Source organism: Polynucleobacter sp. es-EL-1, from assembly GCF_018687975.1.
In the GTDB taxonomy this organism is placed as follows: Bacteria; Pseudomonadota; Gammaproteobacteria; order Burkholderiales; family Burkholderiaceae; genus Polynucleobacter.
Window position 1 is genome coordinate 1,142,020 of sequence record NZ_CP061310.1, and the last position, 25,978, is coordinate 1,167,997.

Genomic DNA, 25,978 nt, shown 5'->3' on the forward strand with positions numbered 1-25,978 from the left:
AAATAACAGCAACACACTCAATACGAGTCCTACTTTATAAATAGGGCGTGAAATGGAGTACTTATTCAATGAAATGGAGGTAATTATTGGATCTGCTACTGCTCTAATTTTGCGCCAGATTTGTAAACCACTCTACCCCATTTATTACTTTCCACTTGCATGAGCTTAGAGAGCTCCTGGGGGCTACCGGGGGCGGGATCTAAGCCACTAGTAAGAAGTTTTTTCCTTACTTCGGGCGTATTGAGGGTTTCTCGTGTCAGGGCATTAAGACGCATTTGTACGGCGGCTGGCAAATTCGCGGGAGCCATCAAGGAGAACCAAGAGGTTGCCTCAAAACCCGGTAAACCCTGCTCTGCCATCGTCGGAATTTCTGGGGCAACTGGAGATCGCTTTAGGGTCGTGACACCTAGCGCCTGAATGTCGCCCGCCTTAATCAATGGCAAGGACGAAGAAAGATTATCAAATAACATGGATATGCGGCCACTAATTAAATCAGGCAAGGATTGCGCCCTTCCCTTATAAGGAATATGCCGGATTTGTACGCCAGTCATTTCTTTTAACAACTCACCCGACATGTGCAAGGAAGTGCCAACCCCAGAAGATCCAAAGGTGAGCTCATTAGGTTTTGCTTTAGCCAACTCAATCAGTTCACGCAAATTGTTGACGCCCAAACTTTTATTTACAACCAATACGTTGGGAGTACTCGCTAGAAAGCTAATGGGCGTGAAATCCTGAATCGGATGAAAGGACATTTTTTCATACAAGGCACCATTGATCGTATGAATGCCAACCGTACCTATCAATAAGGTATAGCCATCTGGCTCGCTTTTAGCAACAAGATCTGCGCCAATATTGCCGCCATATCCTGGCCGGTTATCAACCAAAATGGGCACACCTAAAGTTTGCTGCCAACTCTCAGCCAACACGCGCGCCAAAATATCGGGCGCTCCACCAGGCGTAAAAGTCACCACAATTCGAATGGCCTGCTTGGGCCACGAGATATTCTGCTTTTCTGAAGCTTGAGTTTGGGCATGCGCTGCAGTCATCAGCACTGACGACAGCAATGCGATGACCAGGCACCTTACTGCCTTAGAAAAACACATCGATATCAGAGTCAATGCTTTAGAAACCAAAACGGGCACGCAACCATAGCCAGCCATCGTACCTCACTGGATCATCGGCGCAAGGGCCGATGCCACACTCTAAAAGAGTTGACACGAGATTGGCAAAAACCAACAGGATAAAAATAATGACTAGTGCATTGGCAAACAGAGAGCGCGAACGGACCTCACGGTTTGGCAACATTAATAAAATGGCTAAGCCAGCGATAAGACCAACATAGCCGACATACGCCCAAGTATAAAAATGCAATTCTAAAAATGTCGCACCAAAACCTTTATCGCCAGGCAAAATATGCAGGAAGACTTGGCGCAAGGAAACCATCATGCCTACAAGGCCACCAATAATTCCCCAACCATAATGAGAAGAATGCGCACCACAGCGAATATTTAATACCAAAGCAAAACCAATGATGACAAAGCCAATTCGTTGCATTAAACACAATGGGCAAGGCAGCTCACCAAAATAGAGTTGATCAACGAAGGCATAGGACAACATGCCAATAATGGCTAGTAAGGCTAACTGATTGCCTAAAGCAGCTAAAGAGGAAAAAGAAAGCTTACTCACAGGCTAATATTCAGATGATCAGTCGCATGAATGCGGAACCAAAAAATCAGAATTCCAACAGTAATCGCGAGCACGACTAAACCAGCCATCCGCTTCTCAAACCAGACGAGGATCAGTCCGATGAATGCCGTCAGAAAAGGTAGAAACATATACATACTTGAATTCTATCGCAGCTAGGGTGCGGAACAGAAAACAAGTCTTTATCAGGGTCATTTGTATAGAATGAAGTCATGAATAGCACCCCACCCTGCGTTGATTTAGTCCTTGATGGCCAAATCGCCTCCATTACCTTCAATAATCCGGCAGCACGCAATGCTTTGACATGGCCAATGTATGAAGAGCTCAAGCATATATGTGATTCGCTAGCCAATAACCCAGCTATTCGAGTAGCCATTTTTAGAGGCGCTGGCGATAAAGCTTTTGTTTCTGGTAGCGATATTGAGCAGTTTGTTGCCCTTCAGGAGGATGAAGCTTATGAAGTGGCGGTTGATGCCATCTTTCATTCATTGCAACATCTCCCCATTCCAACCATTGCAGTCATTGAAGGCTTAGCGGTTGGTAGTGGATTATTAATTGCGACGGCATGTGATTTTCGAATCTCCACTGCCGATGCGAAGTTTGGAATTCCGATTGCAAGAACATTGGGGAATGGTTTATCGCCCAATAATGTCTCCTGGCTTACTGCCCATTTAGGTGTGCCGATGTTCAAACGGATGCTACTTAGCGCTGAACTGATTAAAGCGCCTGAGTTATTGGATTTGGGTTATCTCTATCAATTGGCTCTGGCAACAGAAATTACAGAACAGGCCAATGCCTTAGCTAATAAATTGGTAACACTTGCCCCCATTACTCAAAAATCTAGCAAGCTCTCCTTAGCTCGCTTACTAGAAAGCAATCTGCCAGACTGTACGGCACTGATGAGAGAAACCTATAACAGCGCTGACTTCAAGGAAGGGGTTAATGCCTTTCTAGCGGGACGGCCGCCAAAGTGGCTTGGTAAATAGCGATTTAGTAGAGATTAAATAATATTGATCTTGATTGGTGTTAAGCCCTCAACCGATCCCTCAAGAACATCGCCCTTTTTCACAGGACCAACGCCAGCTGGCGTGCCAGACATAATCAAGTCACCTGGCTCAAGAGTAAATAAGGTGGATAGGTAGGCAATCGTATCTGGGATATTCCAAATCAATTGGTTTAAGTTGCCTTCTTGACGCACTTCGCCATTCACTAATAAGGCAATTCTGCCTTGATCCAGATGACCACACTGGCTTACAGGAGTAATCGCAGCGCAAGGGGCGGATTGATCAAAAGCCTTACCCGTATCCCAAGGGCGACCCATTTTTTTTGCTTCCCCTTGGAGATCACGACGAGTCATATCCAAACCTACGCCATAACCATATACATGTTCGAGTGCTTTATCAGCGGGAATATTAGCGCCCCCTTTGCCAATCGCAACGACCATCTCCACTTCATGATGAACATCTTTTGAAAGATTGGGGTATTGCATATCCTTACCATCAGCCACAATAGAGTTAGCTGGCTTCATAAAAAAGAATGGTGGCTCGCGATCTGGATCATGCCCCATCTCACGCGCATGATCTGCGTAGTTCCGCCCAACACAATAAATTCGGTTCACAGCAAAACGGCGTGAATCGCCTACCACTGGCAAAGAAGGAATTGGTGATGGATCAATCACATATGCGGTGCTCATGAACTGCCTTTCGGGTAAGGATGTATGTATTCAAGACTGAATGCGATGGATTATGACATTACTTCTATTCAGGATTTTTAGGGGGCGTCTTGGTACTAACTTTAAGCATCAAAATACTTAGGGAAAGCAAAAAAGTGAGGGCGTTAGCCAGAATCAAAGGCCACTTTTCAATTATGAGACCGTAAATAAGCCATAGTCCAACCCCCGAAGTGAAAAGGCTGTACATGCCCAAAGAAATCCCCGATAAATCCCTAGTCTTCCAGGAACGAATCACTTGAGGCAAAAAGGCAATCGTCGTTAAGAAGGCTGCGCAATAGCCCAATAGCTCAACATAGTGCGGCTCAAGATTCATACAGAAATCTATGGCTTTTTATTCAGCTTTGCTTTGCGCGCCTCAATCTCTTTATTAATGGCTGCCAGAGTATTTGCGTCAGGCGATTTCCAGTTTCCGCCAGACTTATTGGCCATGTAAACCACAGCATCTGAGAATTTCTCAATACTGAGGTTTGGGTTTCCCCCTTTTGCTGGCATACCCCGCACGCCTACATAACCATGTGCAGTCAAGGTAACCTGCCCTTCCGCTATCAAAGGAGCCCACTTTGCTTTATCGCCAACCTTAGGTGCATTCAAAACCCCAGAGCTGTGGCAAGCAGCACACACCTGTTTATAGGTATTCTCACCGAGCTCTGCAAAAGCAATAGCAGGAATTGCCATGGAAACAGCCAAAGTCAAAGGATAGGTAATGCGTTTCATAGGAACCTCATTGAGCAGAAATGATCATTCTATTAATTTAGCCTATTTTTCATCGAGAGGTATAGAAGATGGGATGATTTAGAGCCAGCCTGCAATTTGACGTTTAAGACCCACTGATTTGTAGCCTGGAATATCGCTCGATAAGCTGCGAATTTTCCGAATCAATTTAGCCACATCCTTATTGCTCGCCAATTCCTCTCCCATTGCTAAAAAGAAGAATTCATCTTTGAGGTAAATGAAATCTAGGCCATTTTCAATTGCCACACTTTTAACCCCCATACCCACATCAGCCTTTTTAGCCAAAATCGACATGGCGATAGCCGAATGGGTGAACTCTTCATTGACATAGCCTTTAATGGATTCAGCCTGAATACCATTCTTCTTCAGTAGGGTATCTAAGAGAAGACGTGTACCCGATCCTTTTTGGCGATTGATAAAGCGAATGCGCGACCGCACCAGATCTTTCACTGAAGTAATCCCCAGGGGATTACCCTTTGCAACCATGAATCCCTGGACTCGCTTCATCACTGGGAAGATTTGCATGCCTTCTGACTTTAAGCGCTTAGCAATTACCTGCGAGCTCGATGGATCCGAAATATGAAACCCAGCAATATCTACTTCATAGTTGAGTAGACGCTCAAGAGCCTCACCGGAACCTGCTGTAATGAGTTCAAAGCCACCGATCTCCATTACTGATCTGTGAATGACGGGATCACTACTACTTGCCAGACGCCACTGTTTTTTGGCCTTGACCCTAAATTGAGAAAAACCCTCTTCTAAATGGGCAAGACTACTCTGCCCCAGTCTCATGGTCTTTTGATCAAAATCATCCGTAAATTGAATGAGATATTGAGCATACTCAGATAACTGCGAGCCATGCCCCCTGACCCGATCAATGAGCTTAAAACCCAAGGCCTGCTCGACATCATTCAGCTTTTGCCAAACATTGCGATAAGACAAGCCCATCTTTTTGCAGGCAGACATTAAGGTTTTACCGTGCTCAATATCCTTTAAGAGGCTAGTTAACCAGACCAAATCGACTACTGCGGGGTCTTTAGCGTTCTTACCGCCAAATACAAGAGTGGGTCGAATCTGAATTCTCATATGTAATTTTTTGCATATTCATGTTTTGTAATATGACAAATCTTAACCGAACCTATCCTAGGAAGCGAACCAAAATGAAAATGACATTGAATCGAATATTCACTGTAGCGCTGACAGCCTTTGCCCTCTTGAGCACCCAAGCTAGCGCCCAAGAAAAAAGTATTGTCGTCTCCTCAACAACTTCTACCGAACAATCCGGCCTCTTTGGATTTATGTTGCCAATCTTCAAGATGAAGACTGGCATCGATGTCAAAGTAGTTGCCGTTGGCACAGGGCAAGCATTAGATATTGGCCGTCGTGGTGATGCGGATGTTGTGTTCGTACACGATAAAGTTGCCGAAGATAAATTTGTTGCTCAAGGATATTCTACTAAGCGCAATGAAGTGATGTACAACGACTTTGTATTGATTGGGCCTAAATCGGATCCCGCCAAAATTGGTGGCGGTAAAGATATTCAGGCGGCCTTTCAAAAAATCGCTTCTGCTAAAGCGCCGTTTGTTTCTCGTGGAGACAAAAGTGGTACCCATGCTGCTGAGTTACGCTACTGGAAGGATGCTGGCATCCAAGTTACTCCAAGCATGACTTGGTATAAGGAAACAGGTTCAGGTATGGGTCCTGCTCTGAACACCGCCTCTGCCATGAATGGCTACATCTTGGCCGATCGCGCCACTTGGTTGAACTTTAAGAATCGTGGTGATTTGGCGATTCTGGTGGAAGGTGATCCAAAGCTATTTAATCAATACGGCATCATGTTAGTGAACCCAGCCAAGTTCCCGCACGTCAAAAAAGCAGCAGGTCAGACTTTCATCGACTGGATTACCTCTAAAGATGGTCAAGATGTGATAGCCATGTACAAAATTAATGGTGAACAACTCTTCTTCCCGAATGCAAAACCATAATTAACAAAGGAAATGTGATGGAACTCAAAGTTAAACTGAGCGCTAGAAATACCCTCAAAGGCAAGGTAGTTGAGCTCAAGATGGGTCAAACCACTTCACACGTCAAGATTGATATTGGTGGTGGCCACATTGTGACTGCCTCCATTACCAATGAAGCGGTTGATGAATTACAGCTCAAGGCCGGTGATCAAGCCTGGGCCATCATTAAGGCATCAGATGTGATGATTGCTAAAGAAGCTTAAATCTCTTGATGCAATAAGAAAAGGCCCGCATAGCGGGCCTTTTTATTACTAAATACTGCTGGCTTATTTCTTACCTGCTACAAAGCCAATGGCAGTGTCATCCACAAACTCAACCATGACATCATCACCAGACTTGAATTTCTCAAGACCAAGAACGCTTTTATCTACCTTAACCTTCTGCTTCTCACCAGATGGCAATGTAAATGTCACTACACGTGATTGCGCATCAATTGTGCTGATCTTAACGGTGGCATAAACTGTATCGGTTGTTTCTTCGAATGGCTTAGCAGAACCTTTGCCAGAAATCACAACAGAACGGACACCAGATACTCCAGGCTTAGCACCTTTAGGTGCGGCTACCAAGCCAACAGCAATCGCTTGTGCGTGCTCAACAACAAATAAATCACCTTTTTTTACTTTATCCAAGTCATTGACTTGCTTAGCAACGTTCATCTGCGCTAAGTTACCATTGGCATCACGCAAAACAACGATACGCTTTTGAACATCAACAGAGTCTACAGTTGCGCTAAGAACAATTGCTTCAGCTGCCAGTGGCAGCATCTTAGCCGGGGCTTGAGCGGCTACTGAGCCCGCAGCAAATACACCAATGGATGCAATTAATGAGGCAAGTAAAGATTTCTTCAAAATAACTCCCAAATAAAGGTTTAAAAGAAATGTTCTAAAAATGAACATCACAATTCATTGTACCCATGATAGGCATCCTTTCTAAGCCCTAGAGCTAATGCTATGGCCTAGCAGGGATTTTTGCTACATTTGAGTGCATTCCACCCTACTCACTCTCAATAAGCCCCATCATTCACATGATTTTGATTAAAAACTGGCAAGAAGCGCAGCGCGAAGCCTACTTCGTTCGTGAGTCGGTATTCATTCAAGAGCAAGGGGTCCCAGCAGCTTTAGAGCTTGATGAATTTGATTATCAGGCTCAACATGCCCTTGCCTACCAGGCATCAAAATGCATTGGCACAGGCCGCTTAGTGATTTTGAGCCCAAAGGAGGGGCGTATTGGTCGCATGGCAGTATTAAAAGCGTATCGGGGTAAAGGGTTTGGCAAGCTGCTATTACAGTCTCTCATTGGGCAAGCCGGGCAGCAAGGTCTGACACAGCTGACACTCCATGCGCAACTGACAGCCATTTCTTTTTACGAACCATTTGGATTTGAGGCTGTAGGCGAGCCCTATGATGAAGCCGGAATACCCCATCGCGATATGATTCTTCATATATTTACCTTAGATCAGAATTTATGAGTAATATTTCAAGCACCCCTTTTCTCTTTCGCGTTTGCTACTCCGATACGGATGCAGCAGGCTTTGTGTATCACGCACGCTATTTAGAGATCTTTGAGCGAAGTCGTTCCCAGTGGTTACAAGACCGCAACTTAAGTCCGACCAAACTAATTAATGAGCACGGTATATTGCTTCCGGTGCGTGAGCTCACTATGAACTTTCATCGACCTGGCCGCTTGGATGACCTATTGAGCATTGATCAAGTCATTGAGCGTCGTGGTCGCACACAAATTTCTGTCAAACAAACTGCCACACGCATCAGCGATAGCGCTGATCCCGAGCTCATTGCTAGCGGCCTACTACATATTGTGTGTGTCGATACTATTACACTCAAACCTAAAGCTTTTCCAGATTGGCTGTTTACCGCTGATCAGCCAACTTCAGAATAATGGAGATGAATATGCAAGAAGGAAAATTACTAACCTTTGTCAAAGGCATGGCACAGTTGCTAGAAGAGCAGCCCAGTGAAGCGATTATTTTTTCAAAAGGGAAGATGCTTTTGGAGGCGCTAGTTCGCGAAGATGATTGGCTGCCCGCAGATTTTTGCAAAACACATCCTGATTACTATCAGCAGTACTTACTGTACGCAGACCCACTTGATCGCTTTTCTGTTGTGAGCTTTGTTTGGGGGCCAAACCAAAAAACGCCAGTACATAACCATACTGTGTGGGGCATGGTCGGCCAGCTTCGCGGCCAAGAGCGCAGTGCCAATTACTATCGCCAGGCCGATGGTAGCTTGAAACCTGGTGAATCTAGCGTCTGCAAACCTGGTGAGGTGGCAACGGTATCTCCCAATACCCATGACATTCATGTAGTAGCCAATGATTTAGATGATCAAGCCTCGATTAGTATTCATGTGTACGGTGGCAATATTGGACGTATTCAACGTGCAGTATTTGAACCGACTACTGGGGCTGAAAAATTATTTGTCTCTGGATATGCCAACAGCGTGAGTCCTAACCTTTGGAATATGAGCACCAAGAGCGCTTGATAGCTTAAAATAAGCGCTCTTACTGCAATCACTTGAAGTGTGGCAGCTCACCCCGTTGGCCGGGATAGTCGTTTAATTGAATACGGGCCAATTTTCTATTGGCTCCTATGTTATTTACAGATCTTGGTTTATCCGAATCCATTCTTCGCGCTATTAATGAGGAAGGCTATACCAGCCCTACCCCCATTCAAGCAAAGTCCATTCCTGCAGTATTAAAAGGCGGCGACCTTCTTGCAGCAGCGCAAACGGGTACAGGCAAAACCGCTGGCTTTACCCTCCCAATTTTGCAACGCTTATCCACTAGCCCTAAGGCTAGTTCAGGCAAGCGTCAATTACGGGTTTTAATCCTGACCCCGACTCGCGAATTAGCCGCTCAAGTACAAGAGTCTGTAACAACGTATGGAAAATATACTGGCCTAAAGTCTGCGGTGATTTTCGGTGGAGTTGGTGCCAATCCCCAGATCAAAGCCATTGCGGCTGGCCTAGATATTCTGGTTGCTACCCCGGGGCGCTTGCTCGATCTCATGTCTCAAAATTGTGTGTCATTAAGTGCCATTGAAATCCTCGTCTTAGATGAAGCTGATCGTATGCTAGACATGGGGTTTTTGCGCGATATTAAAAAGATTTTGGCTGCCCTGCCAAAGCAACGTCAAAACCTTTTATTCTCAGCGACGTTTTCTGCAGAGATTAAAGCCTTAGCGGATGGTTTACTGAATTCGCCTGAGTTGATTGAGGTAGCCCGTAGCAATAGTGCTAATGAAGCAATTGCACAGCTCATTCATCCAGTAGATAGAACTAAAAAACATCCTCTATTGGCTCATCTCATCAGCACCAATCAGTGGAAGCAAGTACTTGTCTTTACTCGTACTAAACATGGCGCCAATAAATTGGTCACCCAATTAGAAAAAGATGGCATTACCAGTATGGCCATCCACGGCAATAAGAGTCAAAGCGCCCGCACGAAAGCCTTGGCCGATTTTAAGGATGGAAAAATTACGGTTTTAGTCGCGACGGATATTGCGGCTCGTGGGATTGACATTGACCAACTACCCCATGTAGTCAACTATGATCTGCCAAATGTCTCTGAGGACTATGTACATCGAATTGGTAGAACCGGTAGGGCCGGCTCAAATGGCGTGGCCGTTTCTTTAGTCTGCGTCGATGAACATCAAATGCTCAGGGATATTGAAACATTAATTAAGCAAAAGCTTCCTCAAGAAGTCATTGCTGGCTTTGAACCTGATCCTAATGCAGTAGCGCAACCAATTCAATTGCGAAGCCAACAGCACCAACAGTCCAGAAAACCTCGCCCCGCTGGCGCTGGCAATAGTGGCAATCGTGCGAGCAAGCCTGCAAGTAAAAATGGTAACGCGCCCAAAAGGAGTTTTAACCGTTAATTTTGATAAGCTAACAAGAGGCAAAATGACAGCCCAGTCAGAGAGCTAATTCCTTTTAGCCCTCAAGAGAAGTCTATTCGCAGCAATATGCCATTGGGGATACAAGATGATTAAAGTAATTGGCCTCATCCAACTTAATGACCTTCATGCCTTTGAAGAGTATCGCAGTCAAGTGGGTCAAACAGTTGAGCAATACGGGGGTGTAGTAGCCTATCGTGGCAAAGCCAATCTGCCACTATGGAACGAACTGGCATGCGCGCCGTTTGACGCTGTTGTTGAACTAGAATTCCCAAACCTGGCAAGTGCAACTGCTTGGTCTACTAGCACCCAATATCAAAACTTAGTACCGGTGAGAAGTAAAGCGATGAAGCTCACCTTATTTACAGTCTCCGAATAAAACAAAGCCCAGCTCCTTTTGAGGGCTAGGCTTTGTTTTGCAACTAAAAACTGTCAGGAACTGCCAAGCAGAATTACTTCTTGGCTTCCATCGCCTCTTTAGCTGCAGTAATTTCTTTACGACGCTCTTTGCATGCGCCAGCAATTTCTTGAAGGGCCTTACGAGCACGTGCAGCCGAAGCCTTAATACCCTTTTCAATAAACTTTTCGTTCTCTGCTTTGTAAGTTTCAAAAGCAGCTAACAATGTATCGTGTTGTGACATCTTGTCTCCTATCAATCAAATAAATGTTCAATACCAACAGCGTAATCAGTATATCCCCAGAAAAAGTAATGAAAATATGGGGTGAAATAAGGGATAACGCTTAGATGGCAAATATCCTCCAAAATATGAAAAATACTAAAAAACACTGGAGACACACATGAAAATCACAAATACCCTTATTTTTTGACGCTAAACCCCTACATTGGGGGTTTTAGTTCACTATTAAAACAGCCGGCGCACTGACCGATTGATGAGAGCCCATTACGAAAAACAATTATGTCCATCCAAAATAAAGATTACGCATTTGTACGCAATAAATTACTCAACAAGGAAGATCTGGCATTTTTAGATGTTCGCGAAGAAGGGCCTCATGCAGAAGAGCATCCCTTATTTGCTGCCAATTTTCCACTTTCTCGCCTAGAAATAGATGCCTATAGCAAGCTCCCTAGGAAAGATGTTGATATTGTTACTTTAGATGATGGTGAGGGTTTTGCACAACTTGCTGCGGAGCGACTCCAAGCACTTGGGTACGCAAATGTTTCAGTCTTTGGTGGTGGCGTTAGTGCCTGGAAAGCAGCTGGCGGAGAAGTATTTAGGGATGTAAACGTCCCTAGCAAATCTTTTGGTGAGCTCGTCGAATCTAAAAGACACACCCCATCACTGTCAGCGCAAGAGGTAAAGCAGTTGCTCGACAATAATGAAGATGTGGTTGTAGTGGATGTGCGTCGTTTTGATGAATACCAAACTATGAGTATTCCAACGGGCATCAGCGTACCAGGTGCCGAGTTGGTGTTACGTCTTCCAGAAATTGCCCCTAATCCTAAAACGAAAGTAATCGTCAACTGTGCTGGAAGAACCCGCAGCATTATCGGCACACAATCTCTCATAAACGCTGGCATCCCCAATGAGGTTAATGCTTTACGTAATGGCACTATTGGTTGGACTTTGGCGGGTCAAGAGTTAGATAAAGGTGCGAGTCGTCGCTTTTCTGAAGTGAGCGAATCTACCGCACATACAGCGGCGCAGCGTGCACGAAGTGTTGCTGATCAGGCTGGCGTGAAGCGAGCAACAATTTCTGACCTTGCGCAATGGCAGTCACAGACCGGTCGCACCACCTACTTCTTTGACCCAAGAACGCCTGAGGAATACGAAGCTGGTCATTTACCAGGCTTTAGGTCTACCCCAGGCGGACAATTGGTCCAGGAAACTGAAATGGTTGCTCCTGTTAGGGGTGCGCGGATTGTATTAGCCGATCCAGGTGGTGTTCGCGCCAATATGCCTGCCTCCTGGTTGGCGCAGATGGGCTGGGATGTATATGTGCTTGACGGCATCACAGAGGCGCAATTAACCGAAAAAGGTGCATGGAAACCTTCCCTACCAACACACCCTAAGAGCAATGCTGTTGATCTAAAGACATTAGAGACTTGGCTTAAAACAGATCAACTAACCGTCGTAGTCGACTTGAGCACTCATGCTAACTATGTGAAGGGCCACATCCCAGGTAGCTGGTTCATTTTGCGCTCACAACTAGCACAGGATATTGGCAATCTACCCCCTGCAAAGCGCTATGTCCTGTCCAGTGGACCTGCTGAGTTAAGCCTCTTTGCTGCGCAAGAATTTTCCTCATTCTGCAATGCAGAAGTATTCGTTCTCAGTGGTGGGAATGCGGCATGGACAAACGCAGGACTAGAGCTTGAAAAAGGCCCTAGCAATCTAGCGTCACCTGCACTCGATAGATATAAGCGCCCTTATGAAGGTACTAATGTTGATCCAGCTGCCATGCAAGCGTATTTAGATTGGGAGTTTGGACTCGTAGCACAGTTGGGCAAAGATGGGACACATCACTTTTGGGTCCTATAAGAATGTCTCGCTCACTAACATTAATCATCCCCGCATTAATATTGGTGACGAGCATTAGCGCTTGCGGTCGAGAAGACTACACCACATGGTCTTGCAAAGATGCTAGCGGGAGCAAGCACACCATGATTCTGAAGCAAGCACAAATGTCTTTTGAGAATCAACAATTTGATTTTTGTGGCAGTCTTGGCCCCAAAAGCTATTTTGATTTAAAGTGCCCTGCTCAGCCTCAGGACTCCAGCAAGGTATTTATTCCTAGCAGTGGTGACCTTATTAGTAATGGCGCAAGCTTTCAATGCAATGCCCTTTAAAGATAAAAACCCACTTAGTCCGAAAAAATTACTGCTTAGTAAGTGGACTGCCGTTCACCCGATCAAGAAGCGGAAGCACTTTTTAGTGAGCAAGCTCATCACGCCAGAATTGCCTGATGCTCCCATTGAGCATGTCGAGATTGAGGCTGTATTTGACCAGTCGGTAAAGATTATTCCATGGCGCGAATTGCAAGATGGAGCAATTTGGCGCCAAGGATGGCTATAAAAAAACCGCCTACAACAAGTAGGCGGTTTGCATTTGCTCATAGAAGACCAAAAGATTACTTCGGTTTTTTCTTAGCAGCAGTCTTATGAAGATGCTCTTCAATATTTTTCTCTGCAGCATCAGCTACTTGATTCACAATCTTTCTACCTTCCTTAAACATCTTTTGCCCAGCGGTAGACATTTCATGCACAACCTTAGAGAGCTTATCAGCTTGACCTGGAATTTTGCTTTCAGCATCTTCCAGCCAAGTGACTAAAGAATTGCGCACCTTCTCCAAATGCTTCTCGGTTTCATCAGCGGCATCATCACCAAGATCCTTTAGTACAGACTTTACTTTCTTCTGATAAACAGAAACACGCTTTGCTGTCTCTTTTGCCGCTTCTTCTTGCAAGTCTTTTAACTTATTAAGGTCATTTTTAGCCGCAGACTTTGCGCTCTCCAAGGCATTTTTCATGCCCCATTGAATTTCTGCCAAATGGGATTCACTTAACTCCTTAGCGGCATCTAGCAATTTATGAGAATACGTAAAAAGCTCTTTTGCCTTCTCTTGTTGCCATGCCTGAATTTCTTTGTGGTCCATGCTTTTCTCCTTTGTTCAAAATAAGGTTGTCACTTGGTAAATCTCTACTTCCACTCTATACCGAAATCATGACAATTCCAATTACCAAGCAATTTAGTCATAAAATTACCGTATGGACACCCAAAAAAGCCCTTATGAACTGATTGGCGGCTCTCAAAAAGTCGATGAATTGGTAGATCGTTTTTATGATTTGATGGCCCTTGAAGAGTCTTTTGCAGAGTTACGCGCCATGCATTCTCAAGACCTCTCAAATTCGCGGGAAAAGCTCAAACTCTTTTTATCTGGCTGGCTAGGTGGTCCTGATATTTACTCGCCTCAGTATGGACATCCCAGATTAAGAGCGCGCCACCTTCCCTTTAAGATTGGACTCAAGGAGCGTAATCAATGGCTAGCCTGTATGTTCCAAGCAATGGAAGAGTGTGGGATTACCGGTGAATTAGGCGCAAAACTCGAAGAGTCTTTTTTCAATACTGCGGACTGGATGAGAAATCAGCCGAACTGATTTTTAATTAAATCACTTGTTTTATATTGCCTGAGCACAGGCAAAGCCACTCGCCCATGCCCACTGAAAGTTATGACCTCCAAGATGGCCAGTCACATCTACGCATTCCCCGATAAAGTAAAGTCCAGGATGCTTGCGAGACATCATAGTTTGACCATCAAGCTCCTTCGTATCAACACCACCTAACATCACTTCTGCTTTTTTCCAACCCAAAGTACCTGCGGGTTTTACTGACCAGTTGGTAATGAGCTCTTTGAGTGCTTGACGATCCTTTTTGGAGACCTCTGCCCATTTACGACCAAGCAAATTCTTTTGCTCAGCAAATGCCTTAGCTAATCGCAGCGGCATCACCGATGCGAGAATATTTTCAGTGAGCTTTAAGCGATTGTCTTCATGATTAAAAAGATCATCGCAGTTAAATTGGCCATTTGCCTCTACGGCGCCTAGCCAATCAATATGAATCGCCTCTCCTTCTGCCCAATAACTACTCGCTTGTAGTACTGCAGGGCCTGATAAGCCTTTGTGGGTCAATAGCAAGTCTTCATGAAACCGGCATGCCCCATAACGATCCCCTTTTGAGCCTGCAGCAATACGTACTGGCAGACTCAGGCCCGCTAGCGCATTGAGATTCTCAAATTCACCTGAGGTGAAAGACAAAGGTACTAAAGCTGGACGCGGATCAATGACCCGAAGCCCGTATTGCTTAGCGATATCTAAAGAAAAAGCTGTCGCACCAATGGCGGGAACAGGTAAGCCCCCCGTAGCCATCACCACAGACCGGCTATGCTCAACACCGCCATCCGTTTGAATAAGCCACTCACCAGCCTCATGAGAGATGGCATTAATCACAACTGGATGACGAATCTGCACTTTTCCCTTAGCGCACTCACCCATCAACATGTCGATAATTTGCTTTGCTGAATCATCACAAAATAACTGGCCTTGGTGTTTCTCGTGATAAGCAATGCGGTAGGTCTGAACGAGCTTAATAAAATCTTGAGAGGAGTAGCGCGCTAAAGCACTTTTTACAAAGTGTGGATTAAGGGATAAGAAATTAGCTGGGCTACTATGTAGGTTAGTGAAGTTACATCGCCCACCACCACTAATCCGAATCTTTTCTCCTAAAACCTCAGCATGGTCTAAGACCAGCACTTTTTTTCCTAGCTGCCCCGCTACTCCGGCACAAAACAAACCAGCTGCCCCGCCACCGATAATGACGGCATCCCATGTTTTACTCATGCTTTACTTAAAGCGCTCAATAACTTCCGCAGGCAGCTTAAGCTTTTCCATATGCCGACGCGTATAAGCCTGACGAAAGTTTTTGGTCATGGAGATCATGACGGATGCAGTCCATGCAAAAGCAAACATGCCGGAAAAGGCAATGATGACAGCGAGCATCTTCCAACCATTGGGCAGCAAATCATCCATAAATCCCATAGCCGTATAAGTACTGCCGCTAAATAAAATACTTTCACCTAAATTTGGCAGAAGCTTAAAGAGCCAAAGCGATACGCCCCACAAAATAATTTCAAAGATATGCATTAAAAACAAACACAGCACGCTGAGGTAAAAAACAAAAGCTACCGCTGAGTAGCGATGCTCAGCTAAATATAAAAATGACTTTACCTCGTAGCGCTTAGCAATCTGTACTAGCGCAATTCCGTGAATCAACATCACCACAAGAAGCATGGCGATGCCGAATAGATAGGCCGGCAGGTCTAATTCGGTAGTGAGTGGGATGGCGCTGGAAATGCTCATATTGCGCTTATTTTACAGACCCTCATCCCAATTGGTAGCGATTGCGAATGACTTCCCACGCTTCTGGCGCAGTTTCCACAAAATGAATGAGATCTAAATCCGCTTGGTCAATCACACCTTGATTGAGCATATTCTGAAAGTTAATCGTCTCACACCAAAAATCTCGTCCGACCAAAATAATCGGAAATCGATCAACCTTCTTTGTTTGCATCAAAGTCAAAGCCTCAAAGAGCTCATCAAAAGATCCAAAACCGCCGGGATAAGCCAAAATTGCCCGTGCTCTGAGCATAAAGTGCATCTTACGAATGGCGAAATAGTGAAAGCGGAAACTTAATCCAGGCGTGAGATAGGGATTGGGGCACTGTTCACGGGGCAGACTAATATTGAATCCAATGGTTTTATCCCCAGCCTCGAATGCCCCTCGATTGGCTGCCTCCATAATGCCTGGCCCTCCCCCAGTTGCAATGTAGAGTTTATTGCGGTCCTCTGCCTGCGTGGCGTTATATCGCGCCACTAGCGCTCCAAACTCTCTCGCCGAATCATAGTATTTACTATGTAATAAGGCTTTTTTAGCTATGGCAAGAGCCTCGGGTGTCTTAGCCTCCCTTTCCATTTGCAGGGCAGTTTCTGAACTTATAAAGCGTGTAGAACCAAAAACAGTGATCGTATGGTCAATGCCGCGTTCATGGAGCAAAATTTCAGGCTTTAATAACTCTAGTTGGAAACGCAATCCTAGGGTTTCTCGTCGCGCTAAAAAGGCTTCATCATCAAAGGCGAATTTATACGAATCTTCAGAACTTTCTTCAGCCAATTGGCTTTTTTGTAAATTCAAAAAATCAGTAATGGTTTGAGAATTATTAATCGGCAGCTTTGAACTCATCTCACAATCCTTAACAAGAATAGGTATGCAAACGCTCAGGAACAACTACATTATTCCATTCAAGATCATCACGAATTGCTTGGGCTAGAACAGCAGAAGCTTCAGGCTCTCCATGAACGACAAATACCGCTTTGGGTTCAGACTGGAAACCTCGCAACCAATCTAATAGGCCAGCTTGATCAGCGTGGGCTGATAAACCGCCAATAGTATGGACAGATGCCCTAACAGGGACTTCTTCGCCAAAGAGTCGCACTTTGGCTGCTTTATCTACCAAACGCCTACCTAAGCTGCCATAAGCCTGAAAGCCGGTAATGACGATGGCATTTTGTGAACGGGGTAAATTATTTTGCAAATGGTGAACAATCCTGCCGGCATCGCACATGCCACTAGCAGAGATAATAATTGCGCCGCCTTTGATCTTATTGAGCGCCTTAGACTCTTCTACATCAGCAATAAAACGTAAATCCACTGCGCTCGGATTTTTCTGGTACCACTGAAAGGTCGTCTGAGATTCTGTATCGAGCTGCTCAAAGAAGCGCTGAGTTAAGTGGGTAGCTGCAGTTGCCATAGGTGAATCCACCCAAATACTGAGGTGAGGTAATAAACCTCTTTTCACAAGATCAATCAGTAAGAACAGAATCTCTTGCGTACGACCAACAGCAAATGCCGGAATGACAATGTTGCCACGCGCATTTAAGGTGTTGGTAATGACATCAATTAACTCAGCCTCCGTATTTTCTAAATTTTTATGCAGACGATCACCGTACGTAGACTCAACCACTACGACATCTGCCTGAGAAATCAATGTAGGGTCTGGCATGAGTAACTTACCCTTCATACCAATATCGCCCGAGAAAACACAGCGTTTTTTCTGCGCATGATCTTCGGTGATATCGAGGACGGCAATCGCTGATCCCAAGATATGCCCCGCATTCTGAAACTCAAGATCTATACCATCGAACAGGCTCAGCAATTTTCCATACGGGAGAGCTTCACACTGATCTAGCGCAAGCTGAGCTTCTTCCATTGAATAGAGTGCTACTGGTAACTCACCGCGCCACTTTCCTGCCTTTTGTCTGCGCACGGCACGCTCTACATCAGCGCGCTGTAAGTGGGCGCTGTCTGGCAACAATATCTTTAATAGCTCTAAGCTAGCATCAGTGCAGTAAATAGGGCCGGTAAATCCTTGTGCGCACAGCCTTGGCAATAAACCACTGTGATCAATGTGTGCATGGGTAAGCACAATAAAGTCGATCTCTTTGGGAGAAAATGGCAATGGCTCCAAATTTTTACTGCTGGCCTCTCGGCCACCTTGGAACATCCCATAATCGACTATGAAGCGAACAGTTCGCCCTTTAATCAAGGCTTCTACTGAATGTCTTGATCCAGTAACCTCTCCAGCTGCACCGAGAAATTGTATTTGCATAGTCACAGAATACTACCGATAAAATGGCTTGATAGAACAATCATGAAAGCGATACTAGTAGCATGGATAAGTTAGCCAATGAATTGCAGTCGCTAGATCTCATTAGTCGCCTTAAAAGAGCTCCATCCGAACATAAGGGGCATGCTGGTAAGGTGCTCCTCATTGGCGGTGCACCCGGTATGGCAGGCGCCCTATTGCTTTCTGGTAATGCATCACTTCATTTGGGTGCTGGCTGGACCATTCTAGAAATGCTCGATCCCGCCTCAGCGCATGCTATCTCAGAGCAAGCTGAACTCATGATTCGTTTAGCTAGCTTTGATGCGCAAACGCAACTAGCTGATACGAACCCCGACCTCATTGCCATAGGACCCGGGCTTGGTTATTCTGCCCTTGCCAAGGGCTGGCTTGAAGCAGCTCTCAAATATCCATCGGTACCACTTGTGATTGATGCCGATGCCCTCAATGTAATAGCGGATACACCGGCATTTTTAGCGCTCTTATTAAAACGCAACCAACTCAATCCTGGTCTTTGCGTCATTACCCCTCACCCGGGAGAGGCGGCGCATTTGCTCGGCAAGAGTCCTAAAGACATTCAAGCAGATCGCATGCACGCTTTGTCTCAGCTAGTTACCCTAACCCAATCGATTGTTGTCCTTAAAGGTCAACATACTTTAATTGCTTCGCCCACATACAGTGCAGTGCGCTGTATGCAGGGCAATCCCGGAATGGCAATTGGCGGCATGGGAGATGTCCTGACAGGTAGTATTGCTGCCATTGCCGCCCAGGGACTTCGTCACAATTTGACACTATGGGAGGCGACTTGCGTAGCCGTGCAACTCCACGCTAGTGCAGCAGATAGCTTGGTTGCAAAACAAGTGGGGCCGATTGGACTTACCCCATCTGAGGTCATTATGGAGATGCGGAGCATTCTCAACAAGCTGTTATAAAGCAGCATGCATTCACAAGATCATTCGCATCAGCATCGTCGCTATCTCTATGGCATTTTGATGGCCGGACTGGGATCGGTATTATTTTCTGGCAAAGCGATCTTGGTCAAACTCGCATTTACCTATAACGCTAATGCTGAAACCATCATTGCCTTACGCATGTTGATGGCACTTCCACTCTTTTGGGCAATCTACTGGTGGCAAGCACGTCGACAAACGATGAGTCGTCTCTCCCTAGCGGACCAAGTGAAGATATTCATCTTAGGATTTTTGGGTTATTTCTTTTCTAGTTATCTAGACTTTTTGGGCTTGCAATATATCTCAGTTGGCTTAGAGCGAATCGTTTTATATCTGACGCCTACGATTGTTTTGTTAATCTCTTACTTTGTTTTAAATAAGCGCATTACTCGCCTGCAATGGTATGCCCTCATTGTGGGCTACCTTGGCGTGATCATCGTATTCATTCAAGATGCAAGCTCTACTGGATCTACCGCCTTACTAGGCATGGGCTTAGTCTTTGCGAGCGCCTGCTCTTATGCAATCTATATGATCGGATCCGGTGAAATGGTCAAGCGGGTTGGCAGCGTCAGAATGGTCGTCTATGCCAGCTCAGCATCGGCCTTGCTGAGCGTCATTCAAATTTTATTCTATGACCCAATGGCAGTTTTTACTCAAGCCCCACAAATTTATTGGCTTAGCCTACTCAATGCTGCGCTATGTACCGTTATTCCAATGTTGCTCATCATGATTGCGATTAATCGCATTGGCTCCCCTTTGGTTGCGCAAGCTGGAATACTCGGTCCAGTATCAACGCTCTTTATGGGATGGGCGGTCTTATCAGAACCGATTACGCTCTTGCAAATTGGGGGGATGATTTTGGTGATAGGCGCCATGTGGCTTCTCGTGCGCAATGATTCCTCCAAAACCAACCCATCTAAGGTGGCCAGCGTCGATAGCGCTGACCCCTTAAATTAAATCGACGAAGGTTTACTGCGTTACTGCTGATGCTGGAGCCGATGCTGGTGCAGCCGCAGGTGCTGGTGCTGGCTTGGATTTTTTCTTAGCCTTTTTCTTGGCCTTCTTATCGGCCTTTTTATCTTTCTTCGCCCTTTTCTTTGCTTTCTTCTGGGCGGCTGGCTCAGTTGGCTGAGCAGCGGGAGCCGGCATCTCTGGAGAGGCAGCTGGAGGGGTAGCAGGAGTAGTTTGAGCAATCGCTCCCGATAAGGGCGCAAAACCTATCGTCGCAGCAATAAAAGCAGAGAGAATTAGTTTGGGGGAAGGCAAATTCATGAGGGGCTCCAATAGGTTTGTGGATAATTTGATCATACTCAATAATGCATCCTATACCCGTCATTTATTAAAGCCTTTATATGAATCCCATTGCCAATCCCTTTCCCACAGATATCTATACAGAGCCACAAAATTACTCTATCAATACTTTGGAAAATTTAGGCCCCCTCACTAAGTTAGCGGGTATCTGGGAGGGACAACGTGGTTTGGATATCAAGCCCAAAGCGGAAGGCCCGAAGAAACAGGTCTATACAGAGCGTATTGAAATGCAACCTATTGACCCCCAAACTAATGGCCCGCAATTATTTTATGGTTTGCGCTATCACCTACACATCACCAAACCCGATCAAGTCAAGACCTATCATGATCAAGTGGGTTATTGGTTATGGGAACCTGCAACCAATTTAATCGTGCATACCCTCTCCATTCCCCGCGGCATGATCACCATGGCAACTGGCAAAGCATCCGCCAAGGCAACACAGTTTGAGTGCATTGCCAAAATTGATGATCCTACTGCTGGGATTTCTTCCAGTCCTTTTCTGAACTACGCTTTTAAGACAATCGAATATCGCATCATGGTGAGCTTTTTGGATGATGGCACTTGGTCTTATGAGCAAGATACCGTCATGATGATTGCGGGTCAATCTGAACCCTTTCACCATTTAGATAACAATGTACTTACTAAAGTGGGAGAAGCGACTCCCAATCCGCTAGCCTTAGAGGCAATGAAAAAGCCGTCCTAAGACGGCTTTAAATTCACTAAGCGATGCCCTTCATTACGCTGGCTGAGCTTCAGTTTCAGTAATTTTTTCTAAGGCAGCCTCTAAGAGGGCAACCGTACGGTCTACATGAGCTAATTTTTCCAAGCCAAATAAACCAATGCGGAAAGTACGGAAATCAGGACGCTCATCACACTGCAATGGCACGCCTGCAGCAGTTTGTAAACCTAGGGCAATGAACTTCTTACCAGACTGAATATCCGGATCCTTGGTGTAACTGACTACCACGCCAGGGGACTGATAGCCTTTAGCCGAAACTGAATGATAGCCCTTAGAAACTAACAAAGCGCGGACTTTCTCGCCCAACTCTTGTTGTTTTTGTTTCAGGTTAGCGAAACCTAAAGATTGGGTTTCCTGCATGACATTGCGCAAAATTTTGAGGGCATCTGTAGGCATCGTGGTGTGATAAACATGACCGCCCTTTTCATAAGCTTCCATGATTTGCAACCACTTCTTTAAATCCATTGAAAAACTGCTGCTTTGTGTAGCATCAATCTTTTCGCGAGCGCGATCGCCAAGAGCAATCAATGCGCAGCAAGGTGAGCTACTCCAACCCTTTTGAGGCGCAGTAATCAAGACGTCCACATTACATGCCTTCATATCCACCCACATTGCACCAGAAGCGATGCAATCAAGTACAAACAAACCATTAACAGAACGCACTGCCTCACCAACCGCCTTGAGATAGTCATCCGGCAAAATAATTCCAGCGGATGTTTCAACATGAGGAGCAAAAACTACAGCAGGCTTTTCCTTTTTAATGAAAGCCACCACCTCTTCAAGCGGAGCTGGCGCAAAAACACCCTGTGTCGAATCTTCTAACTGCTTGCCTTTGATAACAGTAATGTCCTGGGTAATATTGGCAAGATCAAAAATCTGCGTCCAGCGATAACTAAACCAGCCGTTACGTATTACGAGGCATTTCTGATTGTTTGCAAATTGGCGGGCAACGGCTTCCATACCAAAAGTTCCGCTACCAGGAACAATGACAGCCGAGCTAGCGTTATAAGCATCCTTCAAGACGCTAGAAATATCCACCATGACTTTTTTGAACTGCTCAGACATGTGGTTTAAGGAGCGATCGGTATAAACCACCGAGAACTCTAATAAACCATCTGGATCAACATTGGGGAGTAAGCCTGGCATAGTAATTTCCTAGTAAATCATGTGATTAGCCCTAAATGATACTGATTTAGGAGCTTTTTAGTGCCCCCTGATTAAAAACAGCCTAAATCAGGGGTTTTTAGGGGGTACAGAAGCTTGGGAGCCTGATTTCTTAGTGGAGGAGACCAGAATTCCAAGGACAATCAAGGCAAATGCCAAGGCATGGAAAAGCTGAGGAGGATCCCCCAAAATCAGACCGGAAAGCAAGGCAGTGAATAAGGGAATTAAATTGGCAAAAAAGGCAGCGACAGTAGGGCCCGCTCCATTTACACCCAATCCCCAAAATCGATAAGAAATTAATGATGGGCCAATCGCTATAAAAATGATTAAGGAGATGGTCCAAGGATTGAGCTCAATAAAGGCAAATCCAGTGGCGACTTCAAAACCCTCAAAAAGCATAGTCCATAAAAAACCAATCATGACTTGTGCCATCAAAAATTCAGCCCAAGGCCATTGCTTTTCAGTACTAGACCCAGGACGACTAATCATCCAACTATAAAAAGCCCATAAGATGGTGGCGAGCATAATGAATAAGTCACCAGCGACCATCTCCATACTTAATAAGCTCGATAATTCACCTCGAGTCAGGACAATCGTCACACCAACCAGAGAGACAATAGCCCCAGTCAATTGCAGAATGCCGGGCTTCGTTTCATAAAAAGCAGCGCCAATAAAAAGCATCCAAATTGGCATGCTTGCGCCAATTAAGGTGACATTAATGGCTGTCGAAGTTTGCAGGGCCAAATATAAAAGAACGTTATAACTCCCTACGCCCAATAGACCCAACATTAGAAAACGTTTTTTGTTTTGCCAAAGAGGGCTACTAGGCATAAAAATCCGCCAACCCAAGGGAAGCAAGATCAATGCAGCAAGACCCCAGCGAACTGCACTTAAGGTGATCGGGGAGACACTCCCCACTAGCATCCTACCTACGACCGCATTTCCAGCCCATAAGACAGTAGCTACCAAAAGATAGAAAACGGTGGGGAGCGCTAATTGAGGCATAAAGTCACTATTGGAGGATAAATCACTGTTTAGAGCTCTAAATAGGCGCTCACTTGGCATTGTAGAAACAAATGCCTGGTATTGCTAAGATAGAGCTTAAATGAAGAACTGACAGCCATGTCGGAATGGCCATAAAGCAAAGAATTAAAGGATTTTCGTGACGATCATTACCAATATTGAAGACCTACGGGTGTTGCACCAAAAACGCACGCCCAAAATGTTTTATGACTATGCAGATTCCGGTTCATGGACGGAATCCACGTATCGCGCGAATGAATCTGATTTTCAGAAAATCAAATTGCGTCAGCGAGTGGCTGTTGATATGACCAATCGCACCACGAAGACAACCATGGTGGGACAGGAAGTTGCAATGCCAGTGGCATTAGCACCAACTGGATTAACAGGAATGCAATGTGCCGATGGCGAAATTTTAGCGGCCCGTGCTGCCGAAAAATTCGGGGTACCGTTTTGTTTATCCACGATGAGTATTTGCTCAATTGAAGATGTAGCAGAGCACACCACTAAGCCTTTTTGGTTTCAGCTATACGTCATGAAAGATCGTGGATTTATTGAACGATTAATTGAGCGTGCTAAGGCAGCAAAATGCTCAGCCTTAGTTCTTACCCTGGACCTTCAAATTTTGGGGCAGCGCCATAAAGATCTCAAGAATGGTCTATCAGCACCTCCAAAGCTGACCATTCCCAATATCCTCAACATGATGACTAAGCCGCGCTGGTGTATGGGCATGGCAATGACCCCACGTAGAACTTTCCGCAATATCGTGGGTCATGCCACCGGGGTGGGCAATATGTCATCACTCTCCTCCTGGACAGCCGAACAATTTGATCCGGGCTTGAGTTGGGATGATGTTGAGTGGATTAAGAAACTGTGGGGTGGCAAGCTCATCATTAAAGGCATCTTAGATGAAGAAGATGCGCGTATGGCAGTTAACACTGGAGCAGACGCGCTGATCGTATCGAACCATGGCGGCCGTCAATTAGATGGCGCGATCTCGAGCATTAAAGCACTCCCCGGCATTGTGAATGCCGTTGGTAAAGATATCGAAGTATGGATGGATGGCGGCATTCGCTCTGGTCAGGATGTTCTTAAAGCCTGGGCTCTTGGGGCTCGTGGCACCATGATCGGCCGCCCTTTCCTCTATGGATTGGGTGCAATGGGAGAGGCCGGCGTTACCAAGTGCCTTGAAATTATTCATCGAGAACTTGATCTCACCATGGCCTTTACTGGACATCGCGATATTCAAAACGTTAACAAAGACATCTTGTATCCAGGAACTTTCTAAAATTCCGTATCTCGCCGACTCCCCGCTACTCGTTTTTATTCTCTCAGCCATTGCCCTGACCACTTCAGTGTGGTTTGGCAATGCTGTACTGAGTAAATATCGCACTAAAGATACTGAGACCTCTACTGATCTTGGAATTATTGAGACAGCGACTTTAACTTTGCTGGCCCTCATCATTGGATTTACTTTCTCCATGGCAATTGCGCGCTATGACTTGAGGCAAAACTATGAAGAGGCGGAAGCAAATGCAATTGGTACAGAATTTTTAAGAGCAGATCTTCTACCTAGCAAGTATGCTGAGCAAGTAAAGGACCTCTTAAATCAATACGTAGACCAGCGAATACTGTTTTACATCAAGCAAGATCAAGAAACTGCTCGGCAAATTAACCGCAAGACTCTCGAGCTTGAAAACGCCCTATGGAACGCAGTGGTCATTCCTGCCAATGCTCAGCCTAGCCCTACCCTCACCTTGGCGGTTTCTGGAATGAATGAAGTAATTAATTCACAAAGCTATACACAGGCAGCATGGTGGAATCGGATCCCACGCGCAGCTTGGTGGCTCATGGCTGCGATTGCTGTTGGGGCCAATATTCTCATTGGCTTTGGCGCCAGAAACTTCAAACCCAATTTTGGGTTATTCATGATTTTTCCCGTCATGATTTCAATCGCCTTCTTCTTGATTGCAGATATTGATAGCCCGAGAGGCGGAGTTATCAAAATTGAACCACGTAATCTGATTGATTTGAAGCGCAACATTGAGCCCAAAAATCAGGCGATACCATTAATAGGCGACAAGCAATGAAACGTGTAGTAGATGTGTATAAAAATCGGGGTCGTGATTTAGTCTGGACTTATGTCATTCATTTAGGAAATATTGAATTCCATCCCGCGCAAATTGATTTTGAAGTGGAGGCTCTCAGACTATCGCAACTCGATAAGCGCGGTCCCATTAACGAACTCAGCGCCAAAGCAAGGCATTTGAACAAATAATTTATTTACTGCATCAATATTTATGAAACCTCTAAGCAAAAAAGCCAAGATGGCTGTAGGTTGGACAATTCTGATGACGGTGATTGGCACTGCCATGCTGCATCAATGGGAGTTTTTTGCCATGGGGTGCGCTTCCATAGTCCTTCTGGTAGTTGCCAACCAATATGATCTTTTAAAAGATCCAGAAGATAAAAAATAAGGCTTCTTTCTTGAG

36 protein-coding genes are annotated in these 25,978 nt (G+C 45.3%); 19 read left to right on the forward strand and 17 right to left on the reverse strand.

What is annotated here, in order from left to right; all coding sequences use genetic code 11:
- Positions 1-95 precede the first annotated feature (95 nt).
- The 3 genes from FD974_RS05815 to FD974_RS05825 all read right to left on the reverse strand — a co-directional run bounded on the left by FD974_RS05815 (position 96) and on the right by FD974_RS05825 (position 1,841).
- A complete protein-coding gene (locus FD974_RS05815) occupies positions 96-1,046 on the reverse strand; it encodes a tripartite tricarboxylate transporter substrate binding protein (protein WP_215366715.1) in 951 nt (316 codons plus the stop codon).
- Positions 1,047-1,122: 76 nt separating this feature from the next.
- A complete protein-coding gene (locus FD974_RS05820) occupies positions 1,123-1,686 on the reverse strand; it encodes a disulfide bond formation protein B (protein ID WP_215363263.1) in 564 nt (187 codons plus the stop codon).
- Positions 1,683-1,841, reverse strand: a complete 159-nt coding sequence (locus FD974_RS05825) for a DUF5993 family protein (protein WP_215363265.1) — start codon at positions 1,839-1,841, stop codon at positions 1,683-1,685. The genes FD974_RS05820 and FD974_RS05825 overlap by 4 nt, the downstream gene beginning before the upstream one ends.
- Positions 1,842-1,916: 75 nt before the next feature.
- Here FD974_RS05825 and FD974_RS05830 point away from each other — a divergent pair, with 75 nt between their 5' ends.
- Complete coding sequence (locus FD974_RS05830) at positions 1,917-2,690, forward strand: enoyl-CoA hydratase/isomerase family protein (RefSeq protein ID WP_215363268.1); 774 nt, start codon at positions 1,917-1,919, stop codon at positions 2,688-2,690.
- A 14-nt stretch (positions 2,691-2,704) separates the two neighbouring features.
- On the opposite strand, the gene FD974_RS05835 is transcribed toward FD974_RS05830, so the two are convergent.
- From FD974_RS05835 to FD974_RS05850, 4 genes are all read right to left on the reverse strand, one after another.
- On the reverse strand, positions 2,705-3,397 hold the full coding sequence (locus FD974_RS05835) for a fumarylacetoacetate hydrolase family protein (protein ID WP_215363270.1): 693 nt from the start codon (positions 3,395-3,397) through the stop codon (positions 2,705-2,707).
- 64 nt (positions 3,398-3,461) lie between these two features.
- Positions 3,462-3,749 (reverse strand): SemiSWEET transporter, encoded by a 288-nt coding sequence (locus FD974_RS05840; protein WP_215363272.1) that lies wholly within the window; start codon positions 3,747-3,749, stop codon positions 3,462-3,464.
- Positions 3,750-3,757: 8 nt separating this feature from the next.
- Positions 3,758-4,150: a cytochrome c5 family protein gene (locus tag FD974_RS05845; RefSeq protein ID WP_215363274.1), complete on the reverse strand. Its 393-nt coding sequence runs from the start codon at positions 4,148-4,150 to the stop codon at positions 3,758-3,760.
- Positions 4,151-4,228: 78 nt separating this feature from the next.
- Positions 4,229-5,254 (reverse strand): substrate-binding domain-containing protein, encoded by a 1,026-nt coding sequence (locus FD974_RS05850; protein ID WP_215363277.1) that lies wholly within the window; start codon positions 5,252-5,254, stop codon positions 4,229-4,231.
- Between the two features lie 74 nt (positions 5,255-5,328).
- Between FD974_RS05850 and FD974_RS05855 the strand changes: the two genes are divergently transcribed.
- Positions 5,329-6,153, forward strand: coding sequence for a substrate-binding domain-containing protein (locus FD974_RS05855; RefSeq protein ID WP_215363280.1), 825 nt, complete (start codon positions 5,329-5,331; stop codon positions 6,151-6,153).
- Positions 6,154-6,170: 17 nt separating this feature from the next.
- Positions 6,171-6,395, forward strand: a complete 225-nt coding sequence (locus FD974_RS05860; RefSeq protein ID WP_215363285.1) for a molybdopterin-binding protein — start codon at positions 6,171-6,173, stop codon at positions 6,393-6,395.
- A gap of 63 nt (positions 6,396-6,458) precedes the next feature.
- Here FD974_RS05860 and FD974_RS05865 read toward each other — a convergent pair whose 3' ends face one another.
- Positions 6,459-7,040 (reverse strand): hypothetical protein, encoded by a 582-nt coding sequence (locus tag FD974_RS05865; RefSeq protein WP_251374554.1) that lies wholly within the window; start codon positions 7,038-7,040, stop codon positions 6,459-6,461.
- Positions 7,041-7,216: 176 nt separating this feature from the next.
- Between FD974_RS05865 and FD974_RS05870 the strand changes: the two genes are divergently transcribed.
- The 5 genes from FD974_RS05870 (at position 7,217) to FD974_RS05890 (ending at position 10,484) form a co-directional block, all read left to right on the forward strand.
- Positions 7,217-7,660, forward strand: a complete 444-nt coding sequence (locus FD974_RS05870; protein WP_215363288.1) for a GNAT family N-acetyltransferase — start codon at positions 7,217-7,219, stop codon at positions 7,658-7,660.
- Positions 7,657-8,088, forward strand: a complete 432-nt coding sequence (locus FD974_RS05875) for a YbgC/FadM family acyl-CoA thioesterase (RefSeq protein ID WP_215363290.1) — start codon at positions 7,657-7,659, stop codon at positions 8,086-8,088. Before FD974_RS05870 ends, FD974_RS05875 begins: the two co-directional genes overlap by 4 nt.
- 11 nt (positions 8,089-8,099) lie before the next feature.
- The gene (locus FD974_RS05880) at positions 8,100-8,690 is read left to right on the forward strand and encodes a hypothetical protein (RefSeq protein WP_215366721.1); all 591 of its coding nucleotides are present in this window, start codon (positions 8,100-8,102) and stop codon (positions 8,688-8,690) included.
- Between the two features lie 107 nt (positions 8,691-8,797).
- Positions 8,798-10,087, forward strand: a complete 1,290-nt coding sequence (locus FD974_RS05885) for a DEAD/DEAH box helicase (RefSeq protein ID WP_215363292.1) — start codon at positions 8,798-8,800, stop codon at positions 10,085-10,087.
- Between the two features lie 106 nt (positions 10,088-10,193).
- Positions 10,194-10,484: a DUF1330 domain-containing protein gene (locus FD974_RS05890; RefSeq protein WP_215363294.1), complete on the forward strand. Its 291-nt coding sequence runs from the start codon at positions 10,194-10,196 to the stop codon at positions 10,482-10,484.
- Positions 10,485-10,557: 73 nt separating this feature from the next.
- On the opposite strand, the gene FD974_RS05895 is transcribed toward FD974_RS05890, so the two are convergent.
- Positions 10,558-10,746, reverse strand: coding sequence for a hypothetical protein (locus FD974_RS05895; RefSeq protein WP_028819023.1), 189 nt, complete (start codon positions 10,744-10,746; stop codon positions 10,558-10,560).
- Between the two features lie 276 nt (positions 10,747-11,022).
- Between FD974_RS05895 and FD974_RS05900 the strand changes: the two genes are divergently transcribed.
- From FD974_RS05900 to FD974_RS05910, 3 genes are read left to right on the forward strand one after another with little or no spacing between them, the layout of a single operon-like run.
- Positions 11,023-12,606 carry a rhodanese homology domain-containing protein gene (locus FD974_RS05900; protein WP_215363296.1) on the forward strand — a complete coding sequence of 528 codons (1,584 nt, stop codon included), beginning with the start codon at positions 11,023-11,025 and terminating at the stop codon, positions 12,604-12,606.
- Between the two features lie 2 nt (positions 12,607-12,608).
- On the forward strand, positions 12,609-12,914 hold the full coding sequence (locus tag FD974_RS05905) for a hypothetical protein (protein WP_215363299.1): 306 nt from the start codon (positions 12,609-12,611) through the stop codon (positions 12,912-12,914).
- On the forward strand, positions 12,904-13,140 hold the full coding sequence (locus FD974_RS05910) for a TIGR02450 family Trp-rich protein (protein ID WP_215363302.1): 237 nt from the start codon (positions 12,904-12,906) through the stop codon (positions 13,138-13,140). The genes FD974_RS05905 and FD974_RS05910 overlap by 11 nt, the downstream gene beginning before the upstream one ends.
- Before the next feature lie 55 nt (positions 13,141-13,195).
- Here the strand turns inward: FD974_RS05910 and FD974_RS05915 are convergent, their stop codons facing one another.
- Positions 13,196-13,720 carry a hypothetical protein gene (locus tag FD974_RS05915; protein ID WP_215363304.1) on the reverse strand — a complete coding sequence of 175 codons (525 nt, stop codon included), beginning with the start codon at positions 13,718-13,720 and terminating at the stop codon, positions 13,196-13,198.
- A gap of 112 nt (positions 13,721-13,832) precedes the next feature.
- Here FD974_RS05915 and FD974_RS05920 point away from each other — a divergent pair, with 112 nt between their 5' ends.
- Positions 13,833-14,222, forward strand: a complete 390-nt coding sequence (locus FD974_RS05920) for a group II truncated hemoglobin (protein WP_215363306.1) — start codon at positions 13,833-13,835, stop codon at positions 14,220-14,222.
- A gap of 21 nt (positions 14,223-14,243) precedes the next feature.
- Here FD974_RS05920 and FD974_RS05925 read toward each other — a convergent pair whose 3' ends face one another.
- From FD974_RS05925 to FD974_RS05940, 4 genes are read right to left on the reverse strand one after another with little or no spacing between them, the layout of a single operon-like run.
- A complete protein-coding gene (locus FD974_RS05925; protein WP_215363308.1) occupies positions 14,244-15,461 on the reverse strand; it encodes an NAD(P)/FAD-dependent oxidoreductase in 1,218 nt (405 codons plus the stop codon).
- 3 nt (positions 15,462-15,464) lie between these two features.
- On the reverse strand, positions 15,465-15,980 hold the full coding sequence (locus tag FD974_RS05930) for a hypothetical protein (RefSeq protein ID WP_215363310.1): 516 nt from the start codon (positions 15,978-15,980) through the stop codon (positions 15,465-15,467).
- A gap of 22 nt (positions 15,981-16,002) precedes the next feature.
- Positions 16,003-16,860 carry an LOG family protein gene (locus FD974_RS05935; protein WP_215363313.1) on the reverse strand — a complete coding sequence of 286 codons (858 nt, stop codon included), beginning with the start codon at positions 16,858-16,860 and terminating at the stop codon, positions 16,003-16,005.
- A 10-nt stretch (positions 16,861-16,870) separates the two neighbouring features.
- Complete coding sequence (locus tag FD974_RS05940; RefSeq protein WP_215363317.1) at positions 16,871-18,286, reverse strand: MBL fold metallo-hydrolase RNA specificity domain-containing protein; 1,416 nt, start codon at positions 18,284-18,286, stop codon at positions 16,871-16,873.
- A 62-nt stretch (positions 18,287-18,348) separates the two neighbouring features.
- Here FD974_RS05940 and FD974_RS05945 point away from each other — a divergent pair, with 62 nt between their 5' ends.
- Positions 18,349-19,233, forward strand: coding sequence for an NAD(P)H-hydrate dehydratase (locus tag FD974_RS05945; RefSeq protein WP_215363320.1), 885 nt, complete (start codon positions 18,349-18,351; stop codon positions 19,231-19,233).
- A gap of 6 nt (positions 19,234-19,239) precedes the next feature.
- The gene (locus tag FD974_RS05950) at positions 19,240-20,208 is read left to right on the forward strand and encodes a DMT family transporter (RefSeq protein WP_215363322.1); all 969 of its coding nucleotides are present in this window, start codon (positions 19,240-19,242) and stop codon (positions 20,206-20,208) included.
- Positions 20,209-20,220: 12 nt separating this feature from the next.
- On the opposite strand, the gene FD974_RS05955 is transcribed toward FD974_RS05950, so the two are convergent.
- The gene (locus FD974_RS05955; RefSeq protein WP_215363325.1) at positions 20,221-20,523 is read right to left on the reverse strand and encodes a hypothetical protein; all 303 of its coding nucleotides are present in this window, start codon (positions 20,521-20,523) and stop codon (positions 20,221-20,223) included.
- An 80-nt stretch (positions 20,524-20,603) separates the two neighbouring features.
- Between FD974_RS05955 and FD974_RS05960 the strand changes: the two genes are divergently transcribed.
- Complete coding sequence (locus FD974_RS05960; RefSeq protein WP_215363328.1) at positions 20,604-21,266, forward strand: FABP family protein; 663 nt, start codon at positions 20,604-20,606, stop codon at positions 21,264-21,266.
- A gap of 33 nt (positions 21,267-21,299) precedes the next feature.
- Here the strand turns inward: FD974_RS05960 and FD974_RS05965 are convergent, their stop codons facing one another.
- Both FD974_RS05965 and FD974_RS05970 read right to left on the reverse strand, forming a co-directional pair.
- Positions 21,300-22,448 (reverse strand): aminotransferase class V-fold PLP-dependent enzyme, encoded by a 1,149-nt coding sequence (locus FD974_RS05965; protein WP_215363330.1) that lies wholly within the window; start codon positions 22,446-22,448, stop codon positions 21,300-21,302.
- Positions 22,449-22,535: 87 nt separating this feature from the next.
- Positions 22,536-23,471: a DMT family transporter gene (locus tag FD974_RS05970; protein WP_215363332.1), complete on the reverse strand. Its 936-nt coding sequence runs from the start codon at positions 23,469-23,471 to the stop codon at positions 22,536-22,538.
- A gap of 157 nt (positions 23,472-23,628) precedes the next feature.
- Between FD974_RS05970 and FD974_RS05975 the strand changes: the two genes are divergently transcribed.
- The 4 genes from FD974_RS05975 to FD974_RS05990 all read left to right on the forward strand — a co-directional run bounded on the left by FD974_RS05975 (position 23,629) and on the right by FD974_RS05990 (position 25,963).
- Positions 23,629-24,774 (forward strand): alpha-hydroxy acid oxidase, encoded by a 1,146-nt coding sequence (locus FD974_RS05975; RefSeq protein ID WP_215363334.1) that lies wholly within the window; start codon positions 23,629-23,631, stop codon positions 24,772-24,774.
- Positions 24,775-24,841: 67 nt separating this feature from the next.
- Entirely contained in the window at positions 24,842-25,576 is a 735-nt protein-coding gene (locus tag FD974_RS05980) for a hypothetical protein (protein WP_251374555.1), read from the forward strand.
- Complete coding sequence (locus FD974_RS05985) at positions 25,573-25,764, forward strand: hypothetical protein (RefSeq protein WP_215363337.1); 192 nt, start codon at positions 25,573-25,575, stop codon at positions 25,762-25,764. Before FD974_RS05980 ends, FD974_RS05985 begins: the two co-directional genes overlap by 4 nt.
- A 22-nt stretch (positions 25,765-25,786) precedes the next feature.
- The gene (locus FD974_RS05990; RefSeq protein WP_215363340.1) at positions 25,787-25,963 is read left to right on the forward strand and encodes a hypothetical protein; all 177 of its coding nucleotides are present in this window, start codon (positions 25,787-25,789) and stop codon (positions 25,961-25,963) included.
- Positions 25,964-25,978 lie beyond the last annotated feature (15 nt).

Excerpts from the sequence above, each read along its gene's own strand:
- FD974_RS05880 (WP_215366721.1), top strand. The coding sequence starts at position 8,100 with ATGCAAGAAGGAAAATTACTAACCTTTGTCAAAGGCATGGCACAGTTG.
- FD974_RS05890 (WP_215363294.1), top strand. The coding sequence starts at position 10,194 with ATGATTAAAGTAATTGGCCTCATCCAACTTAATGACCTTCATGCCTTT.
- FD974_RS05900 (WP_215363296.1), top strand. The coding sequence starts at position 11,023 with ATGTCCATCCAAAATAAAGATTACGCATTTGTACGCAATAAATTACTC.
- FD974_RS05965 (WP_215363330.1), bottom strand. The coding sequence starts at position 22,448 with ATGCCAGGCTTACTCCCCAATGTTGATCCAGATGGTTTATTAGAGTTC.
- FD974_RS05930 (WP_215363310.1), bottom strand. The coding sequence starts at position 15,980 with ATGAGCATTTCCAGCGCCATCCCACTCACTACCGAATTAGACCTGCCG.
- FD974_RS05945 (WP_215363320.1), top strand. The coding sequence starts at position 18,349 with ATGGATAAGTTAGCCAATGAATTGCAGTCGCTAGATCTCATTAGTCGC.
- FD974_RS05840 (WP_215363272.1), bottom strand. The coding sequence starts at position 3,749 with ATGAATCTTGAGCCGCACTATGTTGAGCTATTGGGCTATTGCGCAGCC.
- FD974_RS05985 (WP_215363337.1), top strand. The coding sequence starts at position 25,573 with ATGAAACGTGTAGTAGATGTGTATAAAAATCGGGGTCGTGATTTAGTC.
- FD974_RS05950 (WP_215363322.1), top strand. The coding sequence starts at position 19,240 with ATGCATTCACAAGATCATTCGCATCAGCATCGTCGCTATCTCTATGGC.
- FD974_RS05895 (WP_028819023.1), bottom strand. The coding sequence starts at position 10,746 with ATGTCACAACACGATACATTGTTAGCTGCTTTTGAAACTTACAAAGCA.
- FD974_RS05825 (WP_215363265.1), bottom strand. The coding sequence starts at position 1,841 with ATGTATATGTTTCTACCTTTTCTGACGGCATTCATCGGACTGATCCTC.
- FD974_RS05960 (WP_215363328.1), top strand. The coding sequence starts at position 20,604 with ATGAATCCCATTGCCAATCCCTTTCCCACAGATATCTATACAGAGCCA.
- FD974_RS05835 (WP_215363270.1), bottom strand. The coding sequence starts at position 3,397 with ATGAGCACCGCATATGTGATTGATCCATCACCAATTCCTTCTTTGCCA.
- FD974_RS05830 (WP_215363268.1), top strand. The coding sequence starts at position 1,917 with ATGAATAGCACCCCACCCTGCGTTGATTTAGTCCTTGATGGCCAAATC.
- FD974_RS05935 (WP_215363313.1), bottom strand. The coding sequence starts at position 16,860 with ATGAGTTCAAAGCTGCCGATTAATAATTCTCAAACCATTACTGATTTT.
- FD974_RS05855 (WP_215363280.1), top strand. The coding sequence starts at position 5,329 with ATGAAAATGACATTGAATCGAATATTCACTGTAGCGCTGACAGCCTTT.
- FD974_RS05905 (WP_215363299.1), top strand. The coding sequence starts at position 12,609 with ATGTCTCGCTCACTAACATTAATCATCCCCGCATTAATATTGGTGACG.
- FD974_RS05915 (WP_215363304.1), bottom strand. The coding sequence starts at position 13,720 with ATGGACCACAAAGAAATTCAGGCATGGCAACAAGAGAAGGCAAAAGAG.
- FD974_RS05920 (WP_215363306.1), top strand. The coding sequence starts at position 13,833 with ATGGACACCCAAAAAAGCCCTTATGAACTGATTGGCGGCTCTCAAAAA.
- FD974_RS05875 (WP_215363290.1), top strand. The coding sequence starts at position 7,657 with ATGAGTAATATTTCAAGCACCCCTTTTCTCTTTCGCGTTTGCTACTCC.
- FD974_RS05850 (WP_215363277.1), bottom strand. The coding sequence starts at position 5,254 with ATGAGAATTCAGATTCGACCCACTCTTGTATTTGGCGGTAAGAACGCT.
- FD974_RS05990 (WP_215363340.1), top strand. The coding sequence starts at position 25,787 with ATGAAACCTCTAAGCAAAAAAGCCAAGATGGCTGTAGGTTGGACAATT.
- FD974_RS05925 (WP_215363308.1), bottom strand. The coding sequence starts at position 15,461 with ATGAGTAAAACATGGGATGCCGTCATTATCGGTGGCGGGGCAGCTGGT.
- FD974_RS05910 (WP_215363302.1), top strand. The coding sequence starts at position 12,904 with ATGCCCTTTAAAGATAAAAACCCACTTAGTCCGAAAAAATTACTGCTT.
- FD974_RS05860 (WP_215363285.1), top strand. The coding sequence starts at position 6,171 with ATGGAACTCAAAGTTAAACTGAGCGCTAGAAATACCCTCAAAGGCAAG.
- FD974_RS05955 (WP_215363325.1), bottom strand. The coding sequence starts at position 20,523 with ATGAATTTGCCTTCCCCCAAACTAATTCTCTCTGCTTTTATTGCTGCG.
- FD974_RS05970 (WP_215363332.1), bottom strand. The coding sequence starts at position 23,471 with ATGCCTCAATTAGCGCTCCCCACCGTTTTCTATCTTTTGGTAGCTACT.
- FD974_RS05885 (WP_215363292.1), top strand. The coding sequence starts at position 8,798 with ATGTTATTTACAGATCTTGGTTTATCCGAATCCATTCTTCGCGCTATT.
- FD974_RS05845 (WP_215363274.1), bottom strand. The coding sequence starts at position 4,150 with ATGAAACGCATTACCTATCCTTTGACTTTGGCTGTTTCCATGGCAATT.
- FD974_RS05815 (WP_215366715.1), bottom strand. The coding sequence starts at position 1,046 with ATGACTGCAGCGCATGCCCAAACTCAAGCTTCAGAAAAGCAGAATATC.
- FD974_RS05870 (WP_215363288.1), top strand. The coding sequence starts at position 7,217 with ATGATTTTGATTAAAAACTGGCAAGAAGCGCAGCGCGAAGCCTACTTC.
- FD974_RS05940 (WP_215363317.1), bottom strand. The coding sequence starts at position 18,286 with ATGCAAATACAATTTCTCGGTGCAGCTGGAGAGGTTACTGGATCAAGA.